The following is an 18,540-nucleotide window of genomic DNA, read 5'->3' on the forward strand; positions in this document are numbered from 1 at the left end:
ATCGGCGACTCATTCACCAAACGTTCACCTTGTTCCCCCGGATGGTTCACCCGGTGCTGTAACAATGGACATGAACAGTTCCGTCGTCCGTGCCGGACGCGGTGCCCCACCGTAGTGAAAGGACGCCCGCGTGCGTAAGGTTTTCCAGGCCGATCTGCAGCAAATCGGAGAAGAACTCATTGAGATGTCGCGTTTGGTGGCCACGGCCATGGAACGGGCCTATGAGTCGTTTGCGAACGCGGATATCGAATTGGCCCAGGAAGTCATTGCCGAGGACGCGAAGATCGACTTCCTGCAGAACCAACTCGACGAACGGGCCATCGACGTATTGGCCCTCCAGGGCCCGGTGGCCTCGGACCTGCGCATGATCGTCGGGTCCCTGCGCATGAGCGCCTCGCTGGAGCGCATGGGCGATTTGGCCCGCCACGTGGCCCAGCTGGCACGCCTGCGTTTCCCGCAGCAGGTGGTCCCCGATTCCATCGCCCCGACGTTCAAGGCCATGGCCGAGCTGGACATCGCGATCGCGAAGAAGGTCGGCGAATTGCTGGACGGCCGCGATTTGGCCGTGGCCCGGGAAATCATCGAGCTGAACACCAAGATCGACGAATTGCATGTCTCGATCTTCAAGGCCGTCGCCGCCCCCGAGTGGAACCACTCCGGGCCGATGACCGCCGATGTCACCTTGACCAGCCGCTACCTGGAGCGCTTCGGCGACCACGGCGTCTCGGTGGCACGCAAGGTCTCCTACCTGGTCACCGGGGAATGGGATCCGGACATCACCGGCTTCTAGCCTTCAGGACGCGGAAAACGCGCCGGGATCGACCCCATGGGGCCGGGCCGGCGCGTTTTGCGTGGTGCGGGATGTGCGTTTAAACGCCAAACCGCCACATCCATCCCGCACGCGGGCACCCTTGGCACCGAAGACCCTTGGTCGTCGGTGGGCGGGAGCCGTTGCGCGAAAAAAGTGCAGCGGCAGAGCTTGGTGGGCGTTGGCTTGCTTAGCCTTCGCAGTCGCGGCAATATGCCACGCCATTTGCCTCGCGCGCCAGCAGCGTGCGGTGGCGGATCAGGAAGCACGAGCCACAAAGGAACTCGTCTTCCTTCTGCGGAATGACGGTGACCGTCAGTTCCTCGTTTGACAGGTCGGCACCCGCCAGCTCGACACCGTCAGAGGTGTCTTCCTCATCAAGGTCCCGGGACACGCTGCGTGCGTCGGGAGCGTTTGCGGACTTGACCGCTTCAAGGGAGGCCTTACGGGCCTCGGCTACGTCTGGCCGGACCTCGTCATAATCAGTTGCCACGAAATGCAATCCTTACGTGATTCAGGGGTACGTCGAGACGACACAGTACAGCATGAAGCCGTGTGCACAAGTGCCAATTCTTCTTTTTAAGCCCGTCGCGCACATTTTGTGATCAGACACACATTCAGGTCCCCTCGGTCCGCAGCATCAACATGGCGCCGGACACAGCGGGCGACGTTGCTTGCCGGCCCCGAAAACCGCCAAAAACGCACCTTCCACCCAACGGATCGGGCCGTGTCCCCCGCCCGGTCCGGGCAGGGGACACGGCCCCGAAAATCCCCCTTCCGGGGGAAATGCGTGCTTGGCCTAGCGGCCCTGGTTGGCCACGGCCTTGATGGCGTCGGCCGCTGCGTCCGCGTCCAGGTATTGTCCGCCGCGGGTGACCGGGGTGAAGTCCTCGTTCAACTCGTACACCAGCGGGATGCCGGTGGGGATGTTGAGCGATGCGATGTCCTCGTCACTGATGCCGTCAAGGTGCTTGACCAGGGCGCGCAGCGAATTGCCGTGCGCGGTCACCAAAACGGTCTTGTGCGCTGCCAGGTCCGGCTTGATCTCGTCCTCCCAGTACGGAAGCATCCGCACCAGCACGTCCTTGAGGCATTCGGTGCGCGGGGCATCGTCACCGAGGTTGGCATAGCGCGGATCGTTGATCTGGCTGAATTCCGAATCGTCGGACAACACCGGCGGCGGGGTGTCGTAGGACCGGCGCCATTCCATGAACTGCTCCTCGCCGTACTCGGCCAAGGTCTGCGCCTTGTCCTTGCCCTGCAGCGCGCCGTAGTGGCGCTCGTTCAGGCGCCAGCTGCGCTTGACCGGGATCCAGGACAGGTCCGCGGATTCCAGGGCCAGGTTGGCGGTGACGATGGCGCGCTTGAGCAGCGAGGTGTGCAGCACCGCGGGGGCCAGGCCGGCCTCGGTGAGCAGCTTTCCGCCGCGGGTTGCCTCGGCACGGCCCTGCTCGGTGAGCGTGACGTCGTACCAACCGGTGAACAGGTTCTTTTCGTTCCACTCGCTTTGCCCGTGGCGAAGCAGGATCAGGGTGTAAGTCATGAAACCCATTCTAGGACGCGTGAAGTGCCTTACTTTATTCCGTGACACGCGCGGGTCGCGGTGTTCGGCGCTTTACGCTTAAGCCAATGGTTCAGAAAGCGACTCGGCTCGGTGGACGGTCGCTGACCGGTCGCCCGCTGGGCAATACGACCCGTGGGACGACCAATCCCAACCGCATGCGCCGCGTGGACCGCTGGATGACCGGGCCCCAGGCCTGGCGCCTGCGCCCCGGAACCACCGGGGCCCCGCCCATTGCGGTTGACCTTGGCTACGGAGCGTCTCCCGCCACCGCCGTCGAGTTTTTCGACCGCGTGCGCTCCGTGTCCCCGTCGGCCCAAGTGGTGGGCATCGAGATCGAACCCGAACGCGTCGCCCGCGGCACCGCCCTGCACCTGGAGGGCCTGGACTTCCGCCTGGGCGGGTTCGAGATCCCCATTGATTCCAAGGCCACCGTGATCCGCGCCTTCAACGTGCTGCGGCAATACGACGAGGCGGATGTGGCCGGCATCTGGGAAACCATGGTGGGGCGCCTCACCGAGAACGGCGTGCTCATCGAGGGCACCTGCGATGAGATCGGCCGGCGCAGCTCCTGGGTCGCCGTGACGAAAAACGGTCCGCAAACCCTGAGCATCTCCCTGCGCTTCGGTGCCTTCACCCGCCCCTCCGATGTCGCCGAGCGCCTTCCCAAGGCGCTGATCCACCGCAACATCTCAGGCGAACGCATCCACGATTTCCTCGCCGCGGCCGATGCCGCATGGCTTTCCGCCGCCCCGCTGGCCGCCTTCGGCAACAAACAGCGCTTCGTGGCCATGTGCCGGGCCCTGCGTGGGAACGGCTGGCCGATCTGCGACTCGGCCTCGCGTTGGCGGCTGGGCGAGATGACCGTGAAGTGGGAGGCCGTGGCCCCGCGCACCGGCGCCCTGGCCTTGGCGGAACTCAACTAGCCAGCCCCGGATTTCACGCTCCCAAGGGGGGATGCAAAACACCCTCCGTGGCCCCATACTTGTGCCATGGTCAAAAGTGTTGGGCGGCCCGGGAAACCACTTCTGGTGCTCCTGTGCGTGATAGCCGCACTCGTGCTCGTCTCCGTTGTCGTCGTGCTCACCCGCGGAACACCGAAAGCGCTGGATGCCTCCACCCCCGCCGGGGTCGTGCAGGGTTACGTCACCGCCGTGATCGGCGGGGACGAGGCCGCCGCCGCACGCTTCCTCAAGCCCGGGGAGGACACCCGGTGCAAGGGGTTCGAGTCCGTCGCCCCGGAGCGGAACATCCGCGTTGCACTCATCTCCACGACCCAGCGCGAGACCACCGCCGACGTCTCGGTTTCCATTTCCTACACCAACGTCGGCGGCCCCTTCGGCAGTCCCGAATACGCCAGCGAGGAATCCTTCGGCCTGTCCCTCGTCGGTGGCAAATGGCTGATTTCCAACGCCCCGTGGCCCCTGCTCACCTGCCACGACACGGAAATCGGGCCATGAGCGCCCCCGCCGCGGCAGCCAGCCGCCCAAGCGCCCCCGCCCTGGGCACGCTGCGCCGCTTCATCCTCTACGTGCTCCTCTTCGCCCTCGTGTCCCTGGCCGCCTCCGGACTGGGCGGACTGCTGGGCAGGTTGTTCACCGCGTCCGAGACCATCGCGTTCAATGATTCCTCGTCGCTGGCGCTTTGGCTGGCCCTGACCCTGGTTGGCGGGCCGCTGGGTGCCGTGGTGTTCTGGGCTTCCTGGCGCTTGCTGGCGGATCCGGCCGAACGCCGTGCCAAGGCGTGGGGCATCTACGTCGCGGCCATGTACGTGACCTCCCTGGTGACCGCGACCAGCTTCGGCATCGGCGCACTGGCCTCACTGGCCGGCGGGGACACCGGTTCCTGGAAGACCTCCCTGGCCCAGGCCGTGGCCTGGGCGGGGGTCTGGGTGTGGCACCGGTGGCTCCTGGGCCACCGCAGCCGGGGCCCGGAGGCATTGGCGACTCTCCCGCTGGTGCTGGGCACCGTCCTGGGCCTGGTGATCGGCCTGGGCGCCGGCACCAACGCGCTGGCTGTGCTCTTCGAACGTGCGCTGGGGACCGACGGGGAACTGGCGGCCATCGGGGCTCCGTGGTGGAGACCCGGGCTCGGCCTGCTGGTGTGGACCGCCGGGGGCATCCTGATCTGGTGGTGGCACTGGGTCCGCGAGGGCGCCCGCGCGCTGCACACCAGGCTTGCCGGGGTGGGGCTTGTGGCGATCGGCGTCGCCGGTTCCGCGCTCCTGGCCCTGGGCGGGGCCGGGGTGCTGCTTTACGTGCTGCTGCGCCTGGGACTGGATCGCACCGACCCGGTGCCGGTGCTCCTGGAACCGGGGCCCGAGGCGCTGGCCGCCGCGCTGCTTGGCACGCTGTCCTGGCTGTACCACGGGCAGATCGCGCGGGCGCGGCCTGCGCCGGTCCCGGCCGCGGCGCAGCTGGCGATCTCCGGGATCGCCCTGGCCGCCGCCGCCTCGGGGATCGGGGTCGTCATCAATGCGGGCCTGTCCACCGCCACGACGCGACTGGGCGGCACCGACGCCACGGCGCTGCTGCTGGCGGGCCTGAGCTCGCTGGCCGTCGGCGGGCCGCTGTGGTGGTTCTTCTGGGGTCCGACCCGTCCGGCCGAACCGCACGGCCGGAGGATCTACCTGGTGTTGGTCTTCGGGATCAGCGCGGTGGTCGCCCTGGTCACGCTGCTGGTGATCGGTTTCCGGCTCTTCGAGTTCATGCTGGGGGACGCCGGCGGCACGGGCCTGCTCGAACGCGTCCGCGCACCGCTGGGCCTGCTGGTGGCCACCGGGCTGGTGGCCGGGTACCACTTCGCGCTTTGGCGGCACGACCGTGCCTCGGCCCCGGCCAGGCGTACGGCACCGGCCATCGGGGAGGTGCTGCTGGTCGCCGGCGTCAACGCGCAGGACCTGGCCGCTGCCATCGCGGAGCACACCGGTGCGGTGGTCACGGTGCTGCCGCGTGCCGACGGCGGCACCACGGCCCTCGAGGCGGTGCTGCCGGCGCTGGAAGGCCTGGTGGCGCGACGCGTGCTGCTGCTGGCCGGGCCCGGGGAACGGGTCGAGGCCATCGAGCTGGCCTAGCTAGTACGGGTAGTAGCCGCTCTTGCCGGACACCGCCGGCTTGACGTCGGCCAGGTACACGCAGGCGATGCAGGCGCCGATGAGCTGGAAAATCCCGCCCCCGCCGCCGGAGAGCACCGAGAGCACGCAGACCAGGGTCGCGGCGGCGGTCATGCCCATCCAGAACGCCTTGGTGCGCTTGTTCTCGCGCTGGTAGTTGGCCGCCGGATGCCGCACCGCGTCGACAAGCGCCAGCAGGGCCAGCACCGCGGCAACGATGCCAAGGGCGAAGAGCAGGTAGTACTCAAACAAGTGCGCGTAGACCATGGGATTCAGCTTAGCCGCCAACGCCCAGCGCGGCGACGAGGTCGGCGTGCAAGTCCTCGATGTTTTCAATTCCCACACTCAACCGCACCAGGTTCTCCGGCACCGTGCCCGGTTCCCCCTGGTGGCGTCGGCGCCGCTCGGCCAGCGATTCGACCCCGCCCAGCGAGGTTGCCGGGGTCCACAATTCCAGGCGTGCGAGCATCGCATCGGCCGCTGCCGCGCCGCCTTCGACCTCGATGCACAGGATCGCCCCGAACCCGTCAAGCTGCGCCGCGGCACGCTCGTGCCCGGGATCGGTCGGCAGCCCCGGGTAGCGCACCCTGGACACCGCCGGGTGGGAGGACAGGCGCACGGCCAATTCCATCGCGTTGGCCTCGGCCCGGTCCAGGCGCAGCGCCATGGTGCGGATGCCGCGCAGCGTCAGCCAGGCCTCGAAGGGCCCGGGGATCGCCCCGTGCAGGGTCCGCATGGTGTGCAGGCGGTTGCGCAGCCCCGGGTTGCCGGTCACCACGGCACCCAGGACCACGTCCGAGTGTCCGCCCATGTACTTGGTGGCCGAGTGCACCACCACGTCGGCTCCCTGCGCCAGCGGGCGCTGGCGCAGCGGGGTGGAGAAGGTGTTGTCAACCACGCTCAGCACGCCGGCGGCGCGGGCGGCGGCCAGCAGCACCGGCAGGTCCGCGACCTCGAGCATCGGGTTGGTGGGCGATTCCAGCCAGGCCATGTCGGCCCCGGCGAAGGCGGCAACCGCGGCCTCGGTGTCGGCCAGGTCCACGTGGCGCACCTCAAGCCCCAGGGTCCCCTGCAGCTCGGTGACCAGGGAGAGCGAGCCGTTGTAGGCGTGGGCCGGGATCACGATGGTGCCTCCGGCCGGCAGCAGCGAGAGCGCCGCCGCCACCGCGGCCATGCCCGAGGCGTAGGCCAGCGCCGGAAGCTCGCACCCCTCGAGGGTGGCGATGGTCTCCTCCAACGGGTCCCAGGTCGGGTTGGTGAAGCGCCCATAGACCTTCTCCCCGGCTCCCGGCGCCCCCAGCGAGTGGAAGGTCGAGGAAAGCACGATGGGCGGGTTCACGGGCTGGTCAACGGCGTGCGGCGGGCGTCCGGCGGCCACCACGACGGTGTCCGGGGCCCACGGAGCGGAAGCGGGGCGAGTCATGTTTTTCAGGTTACTCCCTGCCCGCGTCGATCCCCGGCTTGGTGACGCCCGCCGTGCGGGCTCGCCGATGGGGAACCCGGTGCCCGGGGCGGATAGGCTAGTGGCCGTGAGTGACACGCAGCTGAACCCCGAGATCGCCGGCCGCTTCATCGTCTTCGAGGGCGGTGACGGTGCCGGAAAGTCCACCCAGGCCTCCCTGCTGGCCGACGCCCTGCGCGCGGCCGGCCACACGGTGCTGCACACGCGCGAGCCCGGCGGCACGCAGATCGGCGAGAAGCTGCGCTCCCTGGTCCTCGACCACGGGCAGGGCACCGTCGATGCGCGCACCGAGGCGCTGATGTACGCCGCGGCCCGCGCCGCCCACGTCGAGCAGGTCATCCGCCCGGCCCTGGCCGCCGGCTCCATGGTCGTCTGCGACAGGTACGTCGATTCCTCCCTGGCCTACCAGGGCATCGGCCGCGCCCTGGGCGAGGACGCGGTGCGTTCCATCAACGACTTTGCCACCGGCGGGCTGGTCCCGGATCTGACGGTGCTGCTGGACGTGGCACCGGCCGACGGGCGCTCCCGGCGCACCACGGGTGCCGACGGAGCCCCTGTGGCCGAGGACCGCCTGGAATCCGAGCCCGACGAATTCCACTCCCGCATCCGCGACGCCTTCGTGCGCTTCGCCGCCCGCGAACCGGCCCGCTACCTGGTGCTGGATGCCGCCAGCGATGTCCCGTCCCTGACCGCCGCCATTTGGGCTGCGGTGCTGGGCCTGCCGGACGGGAAAGAAGCCTAGCCATGGAGGTCTGGGACGATTTGCCGGGGCAGGACAAGGCCATCACCGCACTGCGCCGCGCGGTCGCGGAGGGCAACCCGGCGCACGCGTGGCTGTTCACCGGTCCCCCGGGCTCCGGGCGCTCGAACGCCGCCCGCGCCTTCGCCGCGGCCCTGCAATGCCAGCTGCCCGATCCGGCACAGCGCGGCTGCGGGCAATGCAAGGCCTGCGTGACGGTGCTGGCCGGAACCCACCCCGATGTCGCGCTGATCGCCACCGAGAAGGTCAACTACCAGATCGAGGACGTCCGCGAGCTGATCACCAAGGCCCAGGACCGGCCCTCCACCGCCCCCTGGCGGGTGATCATCGTGGAGGACGCGGACCGGATGACCGAGCGCACCACCAACGTGCTGCTCAAGTCCATCGAGGAACCGCCCCCGCACACGATCTGGATCCTCTGTGCCCCGTCCCCGGCCGACGTCTTGGTGACCATCCGCTCGCGCTGCCGCTCGGTCTCCCTGGCGGTGCCCACCCGCCAGGCCGTCGCCGAGCTGCTGGTGCGCCGCGACGGGCTCACCGCCGAACAGGCCGACTTCGCCGCCCGGGTGTCCCAGTCGCACATCGGCATCGCCCGCCGGCTGGCCCGCGACGAGGAGGCCCGCCGCCGCCGGGACCGGACCGTGCGCATGCCGCTGCGCATCCGCTCGGTCTCCGACGCGGTGATGGCCGCGGCCGAGCTGGTGGAACTGTCCACCGCCGAGGCCACCGCTTCGTCCACCGAACGTGCCGAGACGGAAGCCGCCGCGCTGCGCACCGCTCTGGGCATGGATGCCGATTCGCCCATCCCGGCCCAGCAACGCAGCCAGTTCAAGGCCCTGGAGGAAAACGCCAAGCGCCGCGCCCGGCGCTCCACCCACGATGCGCTGGACCGCTCGCTGATCGACCTGACCACGTTCTTCCGCGACGTGCTGCTGCTGCAGCTGCGCAGCGGGACCGAGCTGGTCAACGAGTACCTGAGCGACAACCTGCACGCCTACGCCAACGCGTCGCGGCCCGAGGCCACGGTGGCGAAGATCGATGCCATTGCCGAGGCCAGGGTGCGCATCGGCGCCAACGTCGCCCCGTTGCTGGCCATCGAGGCCATGATGGTCACGTTGCGCCCAACCAAGTAGCGACATGACCCACCTTTCCCGCCCCCGCGATCCCAGATCCGCCACCAAGGAGCCCGAAGCCCGCATGAGAGCACCCCGCCGCCTGTCCGTGATCGCCGTCCTGGGGTCGATGGCCCTGCTGCTGGGCGCCTGCTCCACGGCCACCGCCGAGGCACCGGCCCCCGCGCCGGCTTCAGCGCCGGCAGCCCAGCCTTCAGCCGGGGCGCCGGTGGACGCGGTCCCGGCCGGCCTGGAGAAGTTCTACACGCAGGAACTGGACTGGAAGTCCTGCGGCGGGGTGCTGCAATGCACCGAGCTGAGCGTTCCGATGGACTATGCGAACCCGGGCGGGGACACCATGACCCTGGCGCTGAACAAGCGCCCCGGCGCGAAGAACGCCGCAGGTTCCCTGCTGGTGAACCCCGGCGGGCCCGGCGCCTCCGGGCTCGAGATCGTCCGCGACGCTGTCCCGACGATGTTCGGGCAGAAGCTGCAGCGCGGCTTCGACGTCATCGGCTTCGACCCGCGCGGGGTCGGCTCCTCCACGCCGGTGAAATGCGAGAACCCCGAGGAACAGGACGCCAGCCGCGCGGAGCAATTCGACGCCACCACCGATGAGGGCCTGGCAGCCATGCGCAAGGCCAGCGCCGGGTATGCCGCGCTCTGCGCCGAGCGCACCGGGAAGGCCCTGGGCTTCGTGGACACGATCTCCGCGGCCCGCGACATGGACGTGATGCGTGCGGCGCTCGGGGACAAGCAGTTGAACTACCTGGGCTATTCCTACGGCACCTCGCTGGGTGCGCACTACGCCCAGCTCTTCCCGCAGAACGTCGGGCGCCTGGTGCTGGACGGGGCCTTGGACCCCACGCTGGACAACGACGAAATCACCATGGGCCAGGCCGTCGGGTTCGAGCACGAGATCCGCGCCTACATGCAGGAATGCCTGGATTCCGGGGACTGCCCGTTCACCGGCGAGCTCGAGGATGCCCTGGGCCAGCTGCGGGACCTCTTCGATTCCGTCGAGGCCAACCCGATGGTCTCCAGCGACGGGCGCCGCGTCCCGATCATCGACTTCGTCAACGGATTCATCATCCCGCTCTACGACAATTCCACCTGGCCCATGCTCACCGAGGGGCTGCGCAACGCGATTGCCGGGAACGTCGATGACATCTTGTACTTCGCCGACCTGAGCGCCGGACGCGAATCGGATGGCAGCTACACCGGCAACGGCACCGCCGCCTTCACCGCCATCAACTGCCTCGACTACCCCATGGACGCCGACATCCCGGCCATGCGCGCCGAGGCCAAGGCCCTGCTGGAGGCCGCCCCCACCATCGGCAAGTACCTGGCCTACGGCCCGGTCGGCTGCCAGGACTGGAAGTACCCGGCCACCGGAAAACCCGGAGAGCTGACCGCCAAGGGCGCCGCCCCCATCGTGGTCATCGGCACCACCGGGGACCCGGCCACCCCGTACGCCTGGAGCCAGTCGCTGGCCGAACAGCTCGAGTCCGCCTCGCTGGTCACCTTCGAGGGCCACGGGCACACCGCCTACGGCCGGTCCAATGGCTGCATCTCTGACGCCGTGGAATCCTATTTCCTTGACGGCACGGTTCCGGCCGACGGATTGCGGTGCTGAGCCAGGATCGGCACCGGGCCGTTTTGACCGCTGCCGATAGACTCCTATAAAGTGTTCACTTGTGGTGCTTGCGCGCCACGGTGCCTCCTTAGCTCAGTTGGTAGAGCGTCTCACTCGTAATGAGAAGGTCGCCAGTTCGATTCTGGCAGGAGGCTCGTTTTTCGGTTTGAGGGTCCGTCACCACCAGGTGGCGGGCCTTCGAGCGTTAACGACCACCGAGTTGACGACGCCCGCACCCCGAAAGATCCCACATGCCACCCGCGACGTTCGATCCCGAAGAATACGTTCCCGAACTTGCTCGGTTCCTTGAAGCCGGCGATTCCCCGGCGGCCGGCCGGATCTCGGGCTACGTGCCCGATCCGAACCCCGAGGCACGCGCCTACGCCGGCTGCAGCTACGTGATGGCGGGAACCGATGGGATCGGCACCCGGACGATTTTCCGCTCGGCCAAGGTGACGCCCGCGAAGGCGGGTCTCTTCACGACCCTGTGGAAACGCGACGAGAACGGTGCAACGCGGCCGTATTCGCTCGCCGATGAGGTCGAGGACTTCGTCATTGCGGCCTCCGTGCCCGCCGGATACGGGTATTTCACCTTCACGGCCACCAACCTGGCCGACCACGGCATCCTGACCACCGGCGGCAAACCCGGAAAACGAGGGTTCCGGCTCTACACCCCGTGGGACACCGGGTTGAACAAGAACGCGAGCTCAACGTGGGCCTGGCAACGAGCCTTCTTCACCACCGTGGGCGGCTAGTCTTCTTCCATGGAAAAACTCTCGCTGGCCACCGCGAACCTGGAACTTGTTCCTCCCGCACCCGATGATGCCGAGGCGGTTTTTGCTGCCTGCCAGGATCCCGAGATCCAGAACTGGGTGCCGATTCCAGTGCCCTATTTGCGGGAACACGCCCTGGAGTACGTCACCTCGCACACCGATACGACGTGGGCCGAGGGCACCGAGAACACCTGGACGATTCGTTCAGCTGGAGCCCTGGCCGGGGTCGTGGGCCTCTACCGGATCGCCAACGGCTCCGCCGACTTGGGCTACTGGATGGCGTCGGATTTCCGCGGCCGTGGCTTGCTGACCGAGGCCTGCAATGCCGTGCTGGATTTCGCCTTCGCGCCCGTGCCCGAGGGGCTCGGCCTGGCACGGGTCGGCTGGAACGCGTACGCGGGGAACCTCGGTTCGGCCCGGGTCGCCCAGAAACTGGGTTTCCGGTTCGAGGGCACCGCGCGCCTGGGTGCTGCGCTGCGCGGCCAATTGCGCGACGACTGGGCAGCGGGCCTGCTCGCCAGCGACGACCGCGCTCCCGGCCCCTGGGCAATCCTGGACTGATCCCTGGGCTGCACCAACGACCGGTGGCCGTGGAATTCCGTGGGGAACTCCTCGGCCACCGGTCGTTGGACGTGCTTGGGCCCTCAAGGGACCCGCGGCAGGGATCAGGCGAAGTCGCTGACGGCAGGGTCGGCGGCAATGCGGCCGGCGGCACCCTTGTCCAGCTCGTTGATCGCGGCAAGGTCCGTCTCATCCAGCTGCACGCCCAGGCCGGCATGGTTCTCCACGATGCGCGAGGCGGTCACCGACTTCGGGATCACCACGTTGCCCAGGGCCAGATGCCAGGCAATGACGACCTGTGCGACGGTGGCGTTGTGCTTTTCGGCGATGGCCACCAGGGCCGGATCGGCAAGAAGTTCGTTGCCCTGGCCCAGCGGGGACCACGACTGGTGCAGGATGCCCTTGGAGGCCTCGAACTCGCGCAGCTCGGTCTGCGGGAAGTACGGGTGGGTTTCGACCTGGTTGATCACCGGCAGCACACCGGTGGCTTCCTCGAGCTCGGCGAGCGCCTCGACGGTGAAGTTGCAGACGCCGATGGACTTCACGCGGCCGGACTTCTGCAGCTCGATCAGCGCCTTCCAGGTGTCCACGTACTTGCCCTGCTTGGGCTGGAGCCAGTGGATCAGGTACAGGTCGAGGTATTCCAGGCCCAGGCGCTCCATGGACGCATCGAAGGCTGCCAGAGTCTGGTCGTAGCCCTGGTCCGCGTTCCAGACCTTGGTGGTGATGAACATGTCCTCGCGCGGCACGTCGGTGGCGGCGATAGCGCGTCCCACGCCCTCCTCGTTGCCGTAGATGCGTGCTGTGTCGATGTGGCGGTACCCGGCGGCGAAGGCCTGCTGGACCACGTCGGTTGCGACGTCGTCCTCGACCTTCCACACCCCGTAGCCGAGCTGCGGGATGGAGTTGCCGTCGTGGAATGTGAGATCTGGGGATACAAGGTTCGTCATGTTTCCCATCCTGCCACCGGACATGGTCTTGCCGGGCACCGGCCCCAATCGATCAGCGGTGGGCGAAACAGGAAACTTCCACCATGCGTGTAACACTGCGCCCACCTGCAGACATAAGTGCAGTATGGAGGGAATGATGACATTACCGCGGCCGGCGCCAAGCGCCGAGGAACGTTTCGCCGCCGTGCATGCGGCCTGTCACGACACCGTGTACAGGTACCTGGCCCGGCGGATCATTCCGGCGCACCTGGCCGAGGATCTGACCGGCGAGGTATTCGTGATCGTCTGGGAGAAGGTGCTCGACGGCGCGGCGTTGCCGGTGCCCTACGTGGTGGCCATTGCGCGGAACCTGCTGCGCAACGCCTACCGGTCCTCGGCGAGGTCCACGAAGCTGCGCACGGCCCTGTCGCTGGCACACCAACGCCCCGCTGTGCCGAACCCGCAGGTGGCCCTGGGCCTTGCCGCACTGAAGGAAACCGAGCGCGAGCTGCTGCTGCTCACCTACTGGGATTCATTCACCTCGGAGGAGATCGCCGTCATCCTCGGCGCGAGCCCCGGGGCCATCCGGGTGCGCCTGCACAGGGCACGCAAGTCCTTTGCGGCGGCCCTTGAATCGGAATCCACCCTGCTCCCTCCCCTGGGAAAGGCGGCACGGCCATGAACACCCTTCCAACCCCACCGGCCAACGACGAGCTCGATCCGTCCCTGGCGGCGCTGCTGCGTGGTTCCGACCCCTGCGGCGCGGAGCATGAGGGTGCCCTGGCCCGCAGCCGCGCCCACACGGCCGCCATCCCGGACGGCGACTATGTGCCGGTGTTTTCCCAACGTCCTTCCCCGGTGGCACCGGGGCCTGCGAGAGGTGGCGCATTGGCAGAGGAAACCGGCAGGCACCCCCGGTCGAGGACCCAGCGGCGGGCGGTGGCCATCCTCGCGGTTGCCGCGGCCGGTGCGATTGTAGCCGGGGTCGGGGTGTTCGGCCCGTGGGGTGGTGCCCCGCAGCCTGCTGCTCCCCCGGCCGTGGCACCCACTCCCACACCCACTCCGTCGGAAAGCTACTTCAACCCGGACGACAACGCGAGGCTGAACGCCTTCTCGGAAGCCGGCGGCGTGCGCATCACCGGATGGTTGCGACCGGCGTTGCCCTCGGACGCGCCCGTGGCACGCGGCACCGGCTGGCTGCTGATGCCCTTCGCCGTCTCGGGCCAAGGCGAGGCGTTGTTCCAGGCGACCGATCCCTGGCTGCCGATCGCGCTGGATGCCTCCGACGCCGCCGCGCTGGGCGATCAGGCAGGGGACGGGATGCTGGTGGTCGTGGCCAGCACCGATGCGAAGCCGGGCCTCATCACCCCGGTGCCGGGACCCTACGGCGTCATGGTCTCGGATCCTGCGCGGCTCGCTGCCGACTCCGTGGGCGAGGCCAGGAGCCTGAAGACGCTTGGCGGGACCTACCTGCAGCGTCCCGACGTCGAATACAACGGCACGGTGCTTGCCCAGTTCGCGACCTTCAAGATGGCCTACGCCTACACCGGCAAACCGTCGGGCACCACCGAGCGATTCAAGGCCAAGGCCTTCCATTCCCACACCGATGCCCAGGCCCGTTCCTGCATCGCGGCCTCCACGCGCCAGGGAGTCAAGATCCTGTCGTTCCCCGAGGGGTCCACCGCGTCGGCGTCGATTGCAGAGTTCGCCGGACAGGAGAGCCCCGTGGCCGGGTACCCGTTGCGGATCATGCCGCGCGACGGGTGGCTCGGCGAGGGAGACGATTCGACGTTCATCCTGGACACCGGGGACACGCCCACGTCCGATTTCACGGGTTTCCCCACCGCAAGGAACGCAACCTGCGGGGAATACTCCGGGGAGGTCGTCTTGTTCCGGGCGGTTGCCAAGTAGCCCCCGGGTTTGTCTTGCTAGTGCCGGGCCAGCTCGGCCTCGGCGGCGGCGATCCCGTCGGCGACCAGGTCGGCGCGCATCGCTACATTCTCCAACCCCGCGGATTCGTAGCCCCAGCGCTCGCCGTCCAGGCGTGACATGGCGGCGACCTGCGCGGTGGTGGCCAGGTCGTTGGCGGCCTTGGACAGCAGCCGGTGCACCTCGTGGAGCTCGTTGGGGATGTTCTGTCCGTCGCTGGGGCATTGGGCCTGGGCGGCCACGCACACCGTGCGCACCCGGGACTGGAGGTCGGCGAGGTGGTTGGCGATCATGATCAGCGCATTGTGCAGGTCGTTGTCCTCGATGCCCTCGAGGATCTGGTGCACCCGGTCAAGCGAGCGCCCGAACCTGTCGTAGGCCCGGCGCCAGACCCCGTCGCCGAGTTCCTTGTTGTCGCGGCGTGCGCTGCGCGCTGCGGAGAACAACCCCATCTAAATGTGTGCCTTCGTTAGTGCCGCGGGAGTTGTTCCCTCGTGCAAATCCAGTCTAGAGGTACTGCCCAAACCCGCTGTCGCCCTCGGTGCCCTGGCCCTGGGTGGGCGCCTGCGGGCCAGGTCCGGGGCCCGGGCCTGGTGCGCCCATGCGTTCGGGCTCGCCCTGCTCGTTGATGATGATGCCCGGGGCCACCTGGGTGCCCGGGGGAAGCTGGCGCATGGCCATGCGCTGGGCTAGTTGCTGGTTGGCCAGTTGCTGTGCGGCCATCGCGGCCTGCAGCCCGTGGAAGACGCCCTCGAGCCAGCCCACCAGCTGGGCCTGGGCCACGCGCAGCTCCGCGGCCGAGGGGGTCTCCCCGTCGGCGAAGGGCAGCCGGATGCGGTGCAGTTCCTGTGCGAGTTCCGGGGACAGCCCGCTCTCCAGCTCGTGGACGGAGCGTTCGTGGATGTCGGCCATGCGGGCGCGGGCCTCGGCGTCCAGCGGCGCCGAGCGCACCTCGTCGAGCAGCTGCTTGATCATGCCGCCGATGCGCATGAGCTTGGCCGGTTCCCCGATGCTCATCACCTGCACCGCGTCCTTGCCCGGCGCGTGCGGGGCCTCCGGGCCGGGTTCGCCGGGCTGGGCCGCGGGGCCCGCCGGCTGGGCGCCGGGGCGCGTTCCGGCCGCGGCCGCTGCCAGGTTCGCCCACGTCGCGTCGTCGGGCTCGGAAGCGTTGGATGCGGCGTGGGGATCGGGGATCTGTTCACTGTGCTCGCTCATGGCTCCATCTTGCCACGTGATCCCTGCGCCCGGCTGGAAGATTTCGCCGGCGGTTCCGGGCTCGTCACATGCCAAGGGCCAGCGGACATGTTGTCCGCCGGCCCCCGGCCTTCATCAGGCCATGATCCCAAAGCGGATCAGCAGCACCGTCCTTGCGGGTTTTTCTCCTGCCAGTCGGTGTAGTCGCGCCAGAATTCGCGCTCGCCCATGGGTTCTACGCCCGGATGCGTGCGGGCCTGGTGTTCCAGGTAGACGCGGTACTTGTCCGCGCCCAGCACCCCCTCCAGGTAGCGGCCGAGGCCGCGGGCGGCGTTGCCGACGGCGCACAGGCCGCGCGCCAGCGCGGAGGTGCCGGTGCCCTGCGGGGTTCCGCCTGCGGGGTCCATGCTCAGTGTCCCCCGCGTGCGATCCGGTGCTCTGGGGCAACCTGCTTCCAGGCCTTCTCGAGTTCCTTCTCCGCCGGGGAGGAAACCAGTCCGCTCGGCGCATAGATGCGCGAGGGGATTTCCGGGTCTTCGGTGTTCTTGCCGCCGCCGTTGGGGTAGGCCCGGATGGTGGCGATGATGGCCGCAATGATCACGATCACCGAGAGCACCAGGAAGATCACCGAGAGCCAGCCCTGCACGCCGGTGTTGCGCACCACGGCCTCCATGGCCTCGACGTTCTTGGCCGATCCGAAGCTGGTTTCCCCGCGTTCCAGGGCGCCCTTGAATGCGTTGTGCTGGGCGAAGTAGCCCACGGCCGGAACGGTGGAGAAGATCTTCAGGAACGAGGCGTATACGGTGACCACCGTGGCGAACGCCAGCGGCAGCACCACGATCCACAGGTACCTGAAGTTCCCGCGCTTGGCCACGATGGCCATGACCACGGCCAGCGCGATGGCGGCCAGCAGCTGGTTGGCGATGCCGAAGAGCGGGAAGAAGGTGTTGATTCCGCCCAGCGGGTCGGTGACGCCCAGGATCAGGATGTAGCCCCAGGCCGCAACCATGATGGCGGTGCACGCCCAGGCCCCGGGACGCCAGGAGGTGTCCTTGAACCTGGGGATGAAGTTGCCGATGGTGTCCTGCAGCATGAAGCGGGCCACGCGGGTTCCGGCGTCCACCGCGGTGAGGATGAACAGCGCCTCGAACATGATGGCGAAGTGGTACCAGAAGCCCATGAGGTTCACGCCGCCGAACCACTGGTGCATGATGTGGGCGATGCCCACGGCCAGGGTCGGGGCGCCGCCGGTGCGCGAGACCACCGATTCCTCGCCCACGCCCGCGGCCAGGTCGGTGAGCATGCTCGGGGTCAGGTTCACGCCGGTCAGGCCGAGCGAGTTCACGAATGCCACAGCACCTTCCACGGTGCCGCCGGTGGCGGCCGCGGATGAGTTCATGGCGAAGTAGATGCCGCGGTCGATGGAGATCGCCGCAACCAGCGCCATGATGGCCACGAAGGATTCCATGAGCATGCCGCCGTAGCCCAGGAAGCGGGTCTGGCGTTCTTTTTCCACCATCTTCGGGGTGGTGCCCGAGGCGATCAGTGCGTGGAACCCGGACAGGGCGCCACAGGCGATGGTGACAAACAGGAACGGGAAGAGATGTCCGGCGACCACGGGGCCCTTGTCGGTGCCCGCGAACTCGGAGATCGCCGGGACGCTGATTTCCGGGCGCACCACGAGGATCGCGATGGCCAGCAGGCCGATGACACCGATCTTCATGAAGGTGGAGAGGTAGTCGCGCGGGGCCAGCAGCAGCCACACCGGAAGCACCGCGGCGATGAAGCCGTAGATGATGATGAACCAGGCCAGGGTGGTGCGGTCCATGTGGAAGAGCTCGGCACCCCATGCGGATTCGGCGACCCAGCGGCCGGAGATGATGGCGAACATCAGCAGCGCAAAGCCGATCACGGAGATCTCCAGGACCTTGCCCGGGCGGATGAAGCGCAGGTAGACGCCCATGAACAGGGCGATCGGGATGGTCAGGCCGACCGAGTACACGCCCCAGGCGGATTCGCCCAGCGCGTTGACCACGACCAGGGCCAGGATGGCAACGATGATGACCATGATGGCCAGGGTCGCGATCAGTGCGGCGGTGCCGCCGATGACGCCGAGTTCCTCACGGGCCATCTGCCCCAGCGAGCGCCCTCCCCGGCGCATCGAGAAGAACATGACCAGGTAGTCCTGGACCGCACCGGCCAGCACCACACCGATGATGATCCAGATGGTGCCCGGAAGGTAGCCCATCTGCGCGGCAAGGATCGGGCCGACCAGCGGCCCGGCACCGGCGATCGCGGCAAAGTGGTGCCCAAAGAGCACGCGCCGGTCGGTCGGCATGAAGTCGCGGCCGTTGTTGTTGTACTCGGCCGGGGTCGCCCTGAAGTCGTTGGGCTTGGCGATCTTGCGTTCGATGAACTTCGAGTAGAAGCGGTAGGCCACCAGGTAGGTGCACACCGCGGCGAAGACGAACCAGATCGCGTTGATGGTTTCCCCACGGGAGAACGCCAGGATGGCCCAGGCGACGCCGCCGAGCAGCGAGATGGCCACCCACAGCGCGATCTTCGCCGGCGTCCATTTCCTTTCCTCTGCCTCCGCTACCTGCGGGTCGATTCCTGCCGGGGGAAGCCCCGGGGCCGTTGGTTGGGTCTTGCTCATGTTTTCCTCTCACGCAACTGACGGATAAGGGATGCGAGTGGTCGTTG

The 18,540-nt window shown here is 68.2% G+C and carries 20 protein-coding genes and 1 tRNA gene; 12 read left to right on the forward strand and 9 right to left on the reverse strand.

Annotation, left to right across the window (positions count from 1 at the left end):
• Nucleotides 1-130: 130 nt before the first annotated feature.
• A complete protein-coding gene (phoU, locus tag JOF46_RS00095; RefSeq protein ID WP_209905457.1) occupies nt 131-790 on the forward strand; it encodes a phosphate signaling complex protein PhoU in 660 nt (219 codons plus the stop codon).
• Nucleotides 791-998: 208 nt separating this feature from the next.
• On the opposite strand, the gene JOF46_RS00100 is transcribed toward phoU, so the two are convergent.
• The gene (locus JOF46_RS00100) at nt 999-1,301 is read right to left on the reverse strand and encodes a DUF4193 domain-containing protein (protein WP_209905458.1); all 303 of its coding nucleotides are present in this window, start codon (nt 1,299-1,301) and stop codon (nt 999-1,001) included.
• A 306-nt stretch (nt 1,302-1,607) separates the two neighbouring features.
• Nucleotides 1,608-2,351, reverse strand: a complete 744-nt coding sequence (locus tag JOF46_RS00105; protein ID WP_209905459.1) for a phosphoglyceromutase — start codon at nt 2,349-2,351, stop codon at nt 1,608-1,610.
• 86 nt (nt 2,352-2,437) lie between these two features.
• Here JOF46_RS00105 and JOF46_RS00110 point away from each other — a divergent pair, with 86 nt between their 5' ends.
• From JOF46_RS00110 to JOF46_RS00120, 3 genes are all read left to right on the forward strand, one after another.
• Complete coding sequence (locus tag JOF46_RS00110; RefSeq protein ID WP_209905460.1) at nt 2,438-3,295, forward strand: class I SAM-dependent methyltransferase; 858 nt, start codon at nt 2,438-2,440, stop codon at nt 3,293-3,295.
• A gap of 66 nt (nt 3,296-3,361) precedes the next feature.
• Nucleotides 3,362-3,829: an LpqB family beta-propeller domain-containing protein gene (locus tag JOF46_RS00115; protein ID WP_209905461.1), complete on the forward strand. Its 468-nt coding sequence runs from the start codon at nt 3,362-3,364 to the stop codon at nt 3,827-3,829.
• Entirely contained in the window at nt 3,826-5,442 is a 1,617-nt protein-coding gene (locus tag JOF46_RS00120; RefSeq protein WP_209905462.1) for a DUF5671 domain-containing protein, read from the forward strand. Before JOF46_RS00115 ends, JOF46_RS00120 begins: the two co-directional genes overlap by 4 nt.
• On the opposite strand, the gene JOF46_RS00125 is transcribed toward JOF46_RS00120, so the two are convergent.
• Together JOF46_RS00125 and JOF46_RS00130 are read right to left on the reverse strand one after the other, a co-directional pair.
• Nucleotides 5,443-5,748, reverse strand: coding sequence for a DUF2516 family protein (locus tag JOF46_RS00125; RefSeq protein WP_209905463.1), 306 nt, complete (start codon nt 5,746-5,748; stop codon nt 5,443-5,445).
• Between the two features lie 10 nt (nt 5,749-5,758).
• A complete protein-coding gene (locus JOF46_RS00130; protein WP_209905464.1) occupies nt 5,759-6,904 on the reverse strand; it encodes a trans-sulfuration enzyme family protein in 1,146 nt (381 codons plus the stop codon).
• Between the two features lie 121 nt (nt 6,905-7,025).
• Between JOF46_RS00130 and tmk the strand changes: the two genes are divergently transcribed.
• From tmk to JOF46_RS00160, 6 genes are all read left to right on the forward strand, one after another.
• Nucleotides 7,026-7,685, forward strand: a complete 660-nt coding sequence (tmk, locus tag JOF46_RS00135; RefSeq protein WP_209911381.1) for a dTMP kinase — start codon at nt 7,026-7,028, stop codon at nt 7,683-7,685.
• Between the two features lie 2 nt (nt 7,686-7,687).
• Nucleotides 7,688-8,836: a DNA polymerase III subunit delta' gene (locus tag JOF46_RS00140; RefSeq protein ID WP_209905465.1), complete on the forward strand. Its 1,149-nt coding sequence runs from the start codon at nt 7,688-7,690 to the stop codon at nt 8,834-8,836.
• 64 nt (nt 8,837-8,900) lie between these two features.
• On the forward strand, nt 8,901-10,451 hold the full coding sequence (locus JOF46_RS00145) for an alpha/beta hydrolase (RefSeq protein WP_209905466.1): 1,551 nt from the start codon (nt 8,901-8,903) through the stop codon (nt 10,449-10,451).
• A gap of 82 nt (nt 10,452-10,533) precedes the next feature.
• Nucleotides 10,534-10,606, forward strand: a tRNA-Thr gene (locus JOF46_RS00150).
• A gap of 96 nt (nt 10,607-10,702) precedes the next feature.
• Nucleotides 10,703-11,206 carry a MepB family protein gene (locus tag JOF46_RS00155; RefSeq protein WP_209905467.1) on the forward strand — a complete coding sequence of 168 codons (504 nt, stop codon included), beginning with the start codon at nt 10,703-10,705 and terminating at the stop codon, nt 11,204-11,206.
• A gap of 9 nt (nt 11,207-11,215) precedes the next feature.
• A complete protein-coding gene (locus tag JOF46_RS00160; protein ID WP_209905468.1) occupies nt 11,216-11,785 on the forward strand; it encodes a GNAT family N-acetyltransferase in 570 nt (189 codons plus the stop codon).
• A gap of 104 nt (nt 11,786-11,889) precedes the next feature.
• Here the strand turns inward: JOF46_RS00160 and JOF46_RS00165 are convergent, their stop codons facing one another.
• Nucleotides 11,890-12,735: an aldo/keto reductase gene (locus JOF46_RS00165; RefSeq protein WP_209905469.1), complete on the reverse strand. Its 846-nt coding sequence runs from the start codon at nt 12,733-12,735 to the stop codon at nt 11,890-11,892.
• Between the two features lie 136 nt (nt 12,736-12,871).
• Between JOF46_RS00165 and JOF46_RS00170 the strand changes: the two genes are divergently transcribed.
• Both JOF46_RS00170 and JOF46_RS00175 read left to right on the forward strand, forming a co-directional pair.
• Nucleotides 12,872-13,396: an RNA polymerase sigma factor gene (locus JOF46_RS00170; RefSeq protein WP_209905470.1), complete on the forward strand. Its 525-nt coding sequence runs from the start codon at nt 12,872-12,874 to the stop codon at nt 13,394-13,396.
• Nucleotides 13,393-14,625 (forward strand): hypothetical protein, encoded by a 1,233-nt coding sequence (locus tag JOF46_RS00175; RefSeq protein ID WP_209905471.1) that lies wholly within the window; start codon nt 13,393-13,395, stop codon nt 14,623-14,625. Before JOF46_RS00170 ends, JOF46_RS00175 begins: the two co-directional genes overlap by 4 nt.
• A 17-nt stretch (nt 14,626-14,642) precedes the next feature.
• On the opposite strand, the gene JOF46_RS00180 is transcribed toward JOF46_RS00175, so the two are convergent.
• The 4 genes from JOF46_RS00180 to JOF46_RS00195 all read right to left on the reverse strand — a co-directional run bounded on the left by JOF46_RS00180 (nt 14,643) and on the right by JOF46_RS00195 (nt 18,493).
• Nucleotides 14,643-15,095 carry a hypothetical protein gene (locus JOF46_RS00180; protein WP_209905472.1) on the reverse strand — a complete coding sequence of 151 codons (453 nt, stop codon included), beginning with the start codon at nt 15,093-15,095 and terminating at the stop codon, nt 14,643-14,645.
• Between the two features lie 55 nt (nt 15,096-15,150).
• Nucleotides 15,151-15,858 (reverse strand): proteasome activator, encoded by a 708-nt coding sequence (locus JOF46_RS00185; protein WP_209905473.1) that lies wholly within the window; start codon nt 15,856-15,858, stop codon nt 15,151-15,153.
• A 137-nt stretch (nt 15,859-15,995) separates the two neighbouring features.
• Nucleotides 15,996-16,244 (reverse strand): YbdD/YjiX family protein, encoded by a 249-nt coding sequence (locus tag JOF46_RS00190; protein ID WP_209905474.1) that lies wholly within the window; start codon nt 16,242-16,244, stop codon nt 15,996-15,998.
• Nucleotides 16,245-16,246: 2 nt separating this feature from the next.
• Nucleotides 16,247-18,493, reverse strand: coding sequence for a carbon starvation CstA family protein (locus JOF46_RS00195; protein ID WP_209905475.1), 2,247 nt, complete (start codon nt 18,491-18,493; stop codon nt 16,247-16,249).
• Between the last annotated feature and the right edge of the window lie 47 nt (nt 18,494-18,540).

This window comes from Paeniglutamicibacter psychrophenolicus (genome assembly GCF_017876575.1).
In the GTDB taxonomy this organism is placed as follows: Bacteria; Actinomycetota; Actinomycetes; order Actinomycetales; family Micrococcaceae; genus Paeniglutamicibacter; species Paeniglutamicibacter psychrophenolicus.